The organism is Fulvivirga kasyanovii, assembly GCF_009711405.1.
Lineage (GTDB): Bacteria > Bacteroidota > Bacteroidia > Cytophagales > Cyclobacteriaceae > Fulvivirga > Fulvivirga kasyanovii.
Window position 1 is genome coordinate 1 of the sequence record NZ_SMLW01000339.1, and the last position, 6214, is coordinate 6214.

At 39.1% G+C, this 6214-nt stretch carries 10 protein-coding genes; 1 reads left to right on the forward strand and 9 read right to left on the reverse strand.

The window, feature by feature from the left end:
• The coding region (locus E1163_RS03315) for an NAD(P)H-dependent oxidoreductase (protein WP_155169431.1) at positions 1–502 on the forward strand (502 nt) is incomplete at its 5' end.
• Between the two features lie 105 nt (positions 503–607).
• On the opposite strand, the gene E1163_RS03320 is transcribed toward E1163_RS03315, so the two are convergent.
• The 9 genes from E1163_RS03320 to greB all read right to left on the reverse strand — a co-directional run bounded on the left by E1163_RS03320 (position 608) and on the right by greB (position 6096).
• The gene (locus E1163_RS03320; RefSeq protein ID WP_155169433.1) at positions 608–1153 is read right to left on the reverse strand and encodes an energy transducer TonB; all 546 of its coding nucleotides are present in this window, start codon (positions 1151–1153) and stop codon (positions 608–610) included.
• A gap of 75 nt (positions 1154–1228) precedes the next feature.
• Complete coding sequence (locus E1163_RS03325; RefSeq protein WP_155169435.1) at positions 1229–1711, reverse strand: hypothetical protein; 483 nt, start codon at positions 1709–1711, stop codon at positions 1229–1231.
• Between the two features lie 153 nt (positions 1712–1864).
• On the reverse strand, positions 1865–2284 hold the full coding sequence (locus tag E1163_RS03330) for a hypothetical protein (protein ID WP_155169437.1): 420 nt from the start codon (positions 2282–2284) through the stop codon (positions 1865–1867).
• Between the two features lie 28 nt (positions 2285–2312).
• Entirely contained in the window at positions 2313–3068 is a 756-nt protein-coding gene (locus E1163_RS03335) for an SH3 domain-containing protein (protein ID WP_155169438.1), read from the reverse strand.
• A gap of 81 nt (positions 3069–3149) precedes the next feature.
• Positions 3150–4025: a HEPN domain-containing protein gene (locus tag E1163_RS03340; RefSeq protein WP_343033733.1), complete on the reverse strand. Its 876-nt coding sequence runs from the start codon at positions 4023–4025 to the stop codon at positions 3150–3152.
• Positions 4026–4082: 57 nt separating this feature from the next.
• The gene (locus E1163_RS03345; protein ID WP_155169440.1) at positions 4083–4343 is read right to left on the reverse strand and encodes a hypothetical protein; all 261 of its coding nucleotides are present in this window, start codon (positions 4341–4343) and stop codon (positions 4083–4085) included.
• Entirely contained in the window at positions 4340–4588 is a 249-nt protein-coding gene (locus E1163_RS03350) for a hypothetical protein (RefSeq protein ID WP_155169442.1), read from the reverse strand. Before E1163_RS03350 ends, E1163_RS03345 begins: the two co-directional genes overlap by 4 nt.
• Before the next feature lie 50 nt (positions 4589–4638).
• On the reverse strand, positions 4639–5250 hold the full coding sequence (locus E1163_RS03355; protein WP_155169444.1) for a hypothetical protein: 612 nt from the start codon (positions 5248–5250) through the stop codon (positions 4639–4641).
• Positions 5251–5619: 369 nt separating this feature from the next.
• Positions 5620–6096 carry a transcription elongation factor GreB gene (gene greB / locus E1163_RS03360; protein WP_155169445.1) on the reverse strand — a complete coding sequence of 159 codons (477 nt, stop codon included), beginning with the start codon at positions 6094–6096 and terminating at the stop codon, positions 5620–5622.
• Positions 6097–6214: the final 118 nt, after the last annotated feature.

The window sequence follows — 6214 nt, forward strand, 5'->3', positions numbered from 1 at the left end:
GAATATTCAAGATTCCGTTATCAATAAAAGATGGATTGATGAGTTGAACAAATACCCGGAGAAATACGACATTCATCAACTACACCAGGTTTACCCTGACGAAAAGATTGATGTACAGGCGGAGCAGAGGCTGATAGAGCAATACAGCAAAATTGTATTTCAGTTCCCTTTTTATTGGTTCAATTGTCCTCCGTTTTTCAAGAAATGGCTTGACGAGGTACTAACCTATGGCTGGGCTTATGGAAGCAAAAGCGGATATAAGGTTGCCGGAAAAAAAATTGCCCTGGCACTATCTGTTGGAATAGATGAGCACGAATATAGCGGATCCGGCAAATACAAATATACACTGGATCAGTTGACCACTCCATTCGAGCTTACTTTTGAATACATTAAAGCTGATTATCATCCATTCTTTGCTTACTATGGCATCGAATTAAACGCATCCAGCGAATGGATCGAAAAAAGTGTTCCGCTGTATATGGATTTCTTGGAATCCTTGTAGTGGGCATACAGCCTTGCTCTTAACCCAATGAGTTGAGGGCAATAGCAAAGAGAGTCCTTTTTGGATCTCAATAATTAGTCAGTTGAGAGTGTGGATAAGGTTAATTCACTTTTTAAGTGAAGGAATCGGGTTATAATTTTTTCTATAATGCAAAGAATCCAGCTTTAAACTATCTGTAGCTAACAAGCGCTCTATTTCCCGATCATATTCATGGGTTATCTGAGTTGGATCAACATTCTCCAGATCAAAAACTACAGGAACAGTAAAGGTTATCGGCGGATCAGGTTTTCCTCTCGACTTTGCCGGCGTCCACTGATCAGGCATTTTTTGTATGAGCAGCTTTGCCGCATAATCAATTGAAATATGCACCCCTCGCTCAATATATACATCAAGAAGCTGATGAGAGCGAGTATAAGGATCAACCGTGAATGTCACAAAAACTTTTCCCGAAATCTCATTGTCAACAGCATAGCCGGGGTAGAAGAAATTCGCGTGAATATACTCCTTCAATCCTACAGAATAGTCTTTCCCGTTATAGTAAGGAACATTGAGCGGCCCAATGTATTCATCATCTATTATTGAACTATCCTGTTGGGCATAAAGAAATGTGGAACTATAAACCACATGTAGTATGAGTATTATTTTACGCATGCCAGACACTAAAAATCATCGCCAGGTATCAAATTAAAATAAAATCTGGTAAATAGCTATTGTATCCGCACGGTCTTATATTTTCAGCCTCCCGGTTGTTAGGTTGTAAGTGTAGCTTCTTGTGTTCTTCTCATAGAACTTACCAAACCCAAAAATGAAATGCTTTTTCCATCCCACAAACTTTGTTTTTGCATTTCGAGCACCAAAATTCAAGAGGTTGATTTTGATAATTTGTTGCCCCAGGTCATTCACATACCCAAAGTATTGTCGTTTCCACTTCCGGTAATGCCTCATTGGATTCTTAATAGCAAACCTGGATTCAATTTGAGCATGTTCTATCATTCGTTCATAAAGTTGATCATTCATACCCTGTTCTGCCTCATTTATCTGCTCTAAAGTGGGTTGAAATTGACCTTTGAATTCTTGAAGAAAACCACATGATGGGCCGAGGGATATACCCGAAAATTGGTTGGTAGTTATCAATTGAGTTTCGCACGGCTGCCCTAAAGACTTAAACCCGCAAACAAGGAAGTACAGCAGAAAGAATTGCTTGATCATGAGATTCATGAGATATTAGTCACTATGTTAACCAAGAATAAAGAATTCCCAAAGGTTAGCACAGCTGTCTTTTTGATTCTTATAACGCGTAAAACTGTCAACCATAACAAAATAAGAACCCTATGGTTAAGAATGCTTTTAAACTTATTACTCTTATAAGGCATTTAGTCTTGTCATGCAATCTCTCGAAAAATCTTTTAACCCTTCACTAACATCCGCTCTTTGAAGAATGCCCTCAAGTATTGTCTCAATCTTTACCTCTGCTAAAGTATGTTCACCGCCGTTAATAATCCGACTCAACATTGTAATGGTCATATCAACCGGCTTTTTTGACAAAGTAGCAAGCAATTCGAACTCATAATCACCAAAGTGTTCCATACCATGAATGATTCCCCATTGACACTCCATATAATCATCTTCAAATTTTATCAGCAGGTCAAACAAGGCACTATAAGCTTTTTGAGGTTTTTTGGTTGCCCATAGTTTATCCAGCAATTCAATGAATGCTGTCCAGTCCCCATCTTCCCCTGGAGAAAAGGTTCTTAGGTTTTCGATGATTTCACTTTGTGTCACTTATCGTGGATGCTCAATTTTGAGGGTTTTAAACAAAAATATTGTAGCCAAATAACAGGCTACCATCCTCTAGCCTTTGAATTTTAAATTCTCCATCTCGCCTATGCAGATATAAAACCGTGTCATGTAATTCACTGAATTGCATATAACATACTTCCTTTCCGTCTGAAGCATATTCATAAAGTTCTAAATTACAGCGTGCCAGTAAGGCATTAATGAGAGTCCGTTCTTCTCTTAGTGTTAGTTTTCTCAGAATCAGGAAATGTCCGTACCCCTCGTAATGCCTGATATTTCTTAGCTGTAAATACTCATTTACCTCAATATCAACATAACCTGAGGCCTTTTCGCCATACTCAGGATTTATAATTGTATATTCTTCCCTTGGCACGTTATACTTGTCATTCGGATCAATGCTAAATGCTTTAAAAAGGTAGTTTTCAATAATATTTACATAAGGATAGCACTCTGACAGTGTATCTAACTCATACACGGGCAAGGGTAGTCTGGATAAATAAGCATCAAATACAAAGCCGGTATAGCCTCCATACGATATTTTAATCCATTGACCATTGATATTGTTTATGGTATCCTTAACCTGCTCAGCATGTTTGTTTTGAACTCCCATGCCGTAAGGTATTTTTTTTAACACTTGTGATTTGGTAGATGCTTCCTCGCGAAGGTTAATACCATCTTTAGCACTTACATATAGCAAGTCAGAAGCCATAGCAAAATTAAAAGTGCCTGCCACTATAAGGAGTAATAGTAATTTGCGAGTGATTTTCATGTTCTCAAATGTCCAACTAATGTCAATTAACTGAATCTCATTTATTATTCTATAATTTTTTGCCTTTGTACGCCCTTATTATCAAAATCCACCCGCACCAATCTCAGCTATTTTCTCTTTACAGACCACTTCTGTTTGCTGCTTCAGTTCGTTCACCCTTTCGGCCAGGTACTCGAGCTCGGTTTTGGTGATCTTGTAATCGTCCATTTTATAACGGGCATCCACGTAGGCACGCTTCAGAAGTTCGAAGAGCCTTTTTTCTTCATCTGTGCCTTTAGGGAAAACCGCAAAACGCTGGTCGCACATTTCTACTTTTATCCCCAGTGTTTCCAGGTTATGGTCTTTGGGGCGGTAATCCGTAAATACGAGCAGAATAGTAATGTAGTAGCGCTCGGCAGCCTGATGAAGTTGGAAAGCGGCTATATGATAATCCTCTTCACCCATGTAGAAGTTAAACCCCTTAAAAAAGCCATTCGCACTTTCAAACCACTGATCGAAATGGTCCTGTGCTTTTTGCAGGTATTGCTCCGGAGTTAGTTTTTTCGGAGTGGTGAGATTGAACTTTTGGGAGTTGTACAGCACTTTTCCTTCCTCTTTAATGTCCCGAAAGAAGTAGTTGCCCATCGACAAAGAGGCATTTAGCTGTTTAACGCCGTGAAAGATCAGGCTTACCGGTGTGCTGACTTTGCCGGTGCCGGTAAGTTCGGCCTTTACTTTATCCTCTATCCGGAATTTTTGTTTCAGGTTTTCATGGGTCAGCACAACCAGAATATCATAATCACTCACATATTCATAAGTAACTCCATTCTCCACATAGCTATCCTCCACCCAATTGCCCCGCGCGTAGCTACCAAACAGTATGACCATCTCTACTTCTTTGAAAGCAGAAAGCACTTCTGTCAGCAGGCTCAGCTCCTGCTGTTTGGTTAAGGGTAGGTGGTTAAGGATTTTTTTCACGCTGTAAAGTAAGTAATTATTTGTGGTTATGATTTACGGGTTAAGAATAACATTTTGTCAGCGTTTTATCAGCTTATCAATCAAATCCATTTCTTTGAGCTTTCCCCACTTCATTCGAGCTATCATTGGGTAGCTATAAGCCATGCCCTCCATGTCAATTGTTGTTAAACCTATACAATTGTCTCCCTGATCAAAATAGGTCAAATAGTAATGAATTTCAGGAGTTCCCAACTCTCCCCATTGATAACTCGTGCTGTCATTCAAAAACTTAAGTAGCTCACTTAGCTCTTCTCCATCGATTGTTTCTGATTTTTTCAAAAGTCATTCTTAGTGAGTTTAGCATATTTCACATCATTACCCGGGAAATAAATATTGTTTTCGTCTTCTACTTTACAAAGAGAATCATACTCAATTTTCAAAGGTGTTTCTACGAAATAAGTATTATGCTCAGCTATTTGTTTTTTAATTTCCTTCAGGCTTCTCTGGGCAACAACAAACATTCCGACTACGATTATCAGTGCCACCACTATCACTGTATAATATTTTGCCGGTTTTGTTTTCATAATTACTCCGTATTGAGGCAAACTTAATGTTAGCTCCGGTTTTATCTTCTCTAAGCCAATTCTTCTGAGACGATTTCGATGATGTCACCATTGTTAGTAGTACCAAATATTTGAAGCGTATCAAAACCATTTCTCTTTACTGTCTCAAATTCTACCTTGCTGCCGTCAATGAGCTCAATAAATCCATCTGTGTCAACATCACTAGCAAACTCATCATCGTAATCAATGCCGTGGTAAGTTGAAATTGTTAACTCAAAAGTGTCAATACCATTTAAGCTCTGATAGATTTTGTCTGCCTTTCTGTTTTTCTTTTGTTCATCCGAATAGGCATCGCAGAACATAGCATTGTACCCATGAATGCAGCCATCGAATATCAAAATCTCCTGTCCACTATTTGGCTCAACTGCTACAACCAATGAAGGAGCGTCACTTGTTCCTACTATTAGATTTTGGTACTCAGGGTGCAACTGGCCAAAATACTTAATCCTAAATTTTGTATGTCCGGAAGTCGTCTTTAGCTTTCTTCTCCATTCGTGACCAAGAAGATTCTCAGGTGCTATTATCTGTTCAGTAAGTCCGTCAAGGAATGTTGGTCCAACAACACCATTGTCTGTCGTTCGCGCCCCTTTGTCACCTTTGTTGAAAATGTTAAAAAGTCCCATGTTGGTTCATTTTTTAGTAACTGTTTAGGAGTTGAGATCTATTTATCTAAGCATTGTTGATTTCATAATATTCCTTCATTATCCGGATTAAAATTAGGCTCTGGTTGATGTAGGGTACCAATAACGATAATTTCGGTAGGCTTTTCTGTTTGGCATGAGAGCATTGCGATGGCCACAAATAGGGCTAATAATATTCTATTCATGTTAGTATTTAGTCACTTAATTTAATTCACCGCCTGTAAGGTAATTTTTTCTTTACGTTAATGAAAGAGAAAATTAACAGCTATAAGCTCTGATTTTAAGGCCTTGGGCCCTAAGAGCAAGATCTTAGAGATAGTAAAGAATCTGAAGGCTTCAGATTCTTATAATTTATTTCTGATATTCAATTTTCTTAATACGCCATACAAACTTAGCCGCCGGTGTTTGCACAATAGCCTCATCACCCACCTCTTTGTTTAGCAGTGCCTGCGCCATGGGAGAGTCCATTGAGATATGATCTTTGGCACCTATAAGTTCTTCATAGCCCACAATGCGCAGACGCTTTTTCATACCCTTATCATTTTCAATCTCTACCCAGGCACCAAACATCACTTTGCCTTCCTGATGGGGATGGTAATGTACTACTTTAAAATTGTCGATGCATTTGCGCAGATAGAGTACACGCCTGTCGATTTCACGCAGTCGCTTTTTATTGTAATGGTAATCCGCATTTTCAGACCGGTCGCCAAGGCTGGCAGCCCATGATACTTTTTTAGTTGTTTCCGGTCGCTCTACCCGCCAAAGATGGTCCAGCTCCGCCTTTAACTTTTCCAACCCTTCAGGGGTTATCATCATTGATCTCTTCATAGTCCGTCAAGCTTTTACTTTGCGCTACAAGAGAAATGAAAATCATCCACTTATCCAAGGTTCGTAAAAAGTTGTGGGGAAATATTGTGGATCAAGCTGAATTTCTGGGGAGACCCTA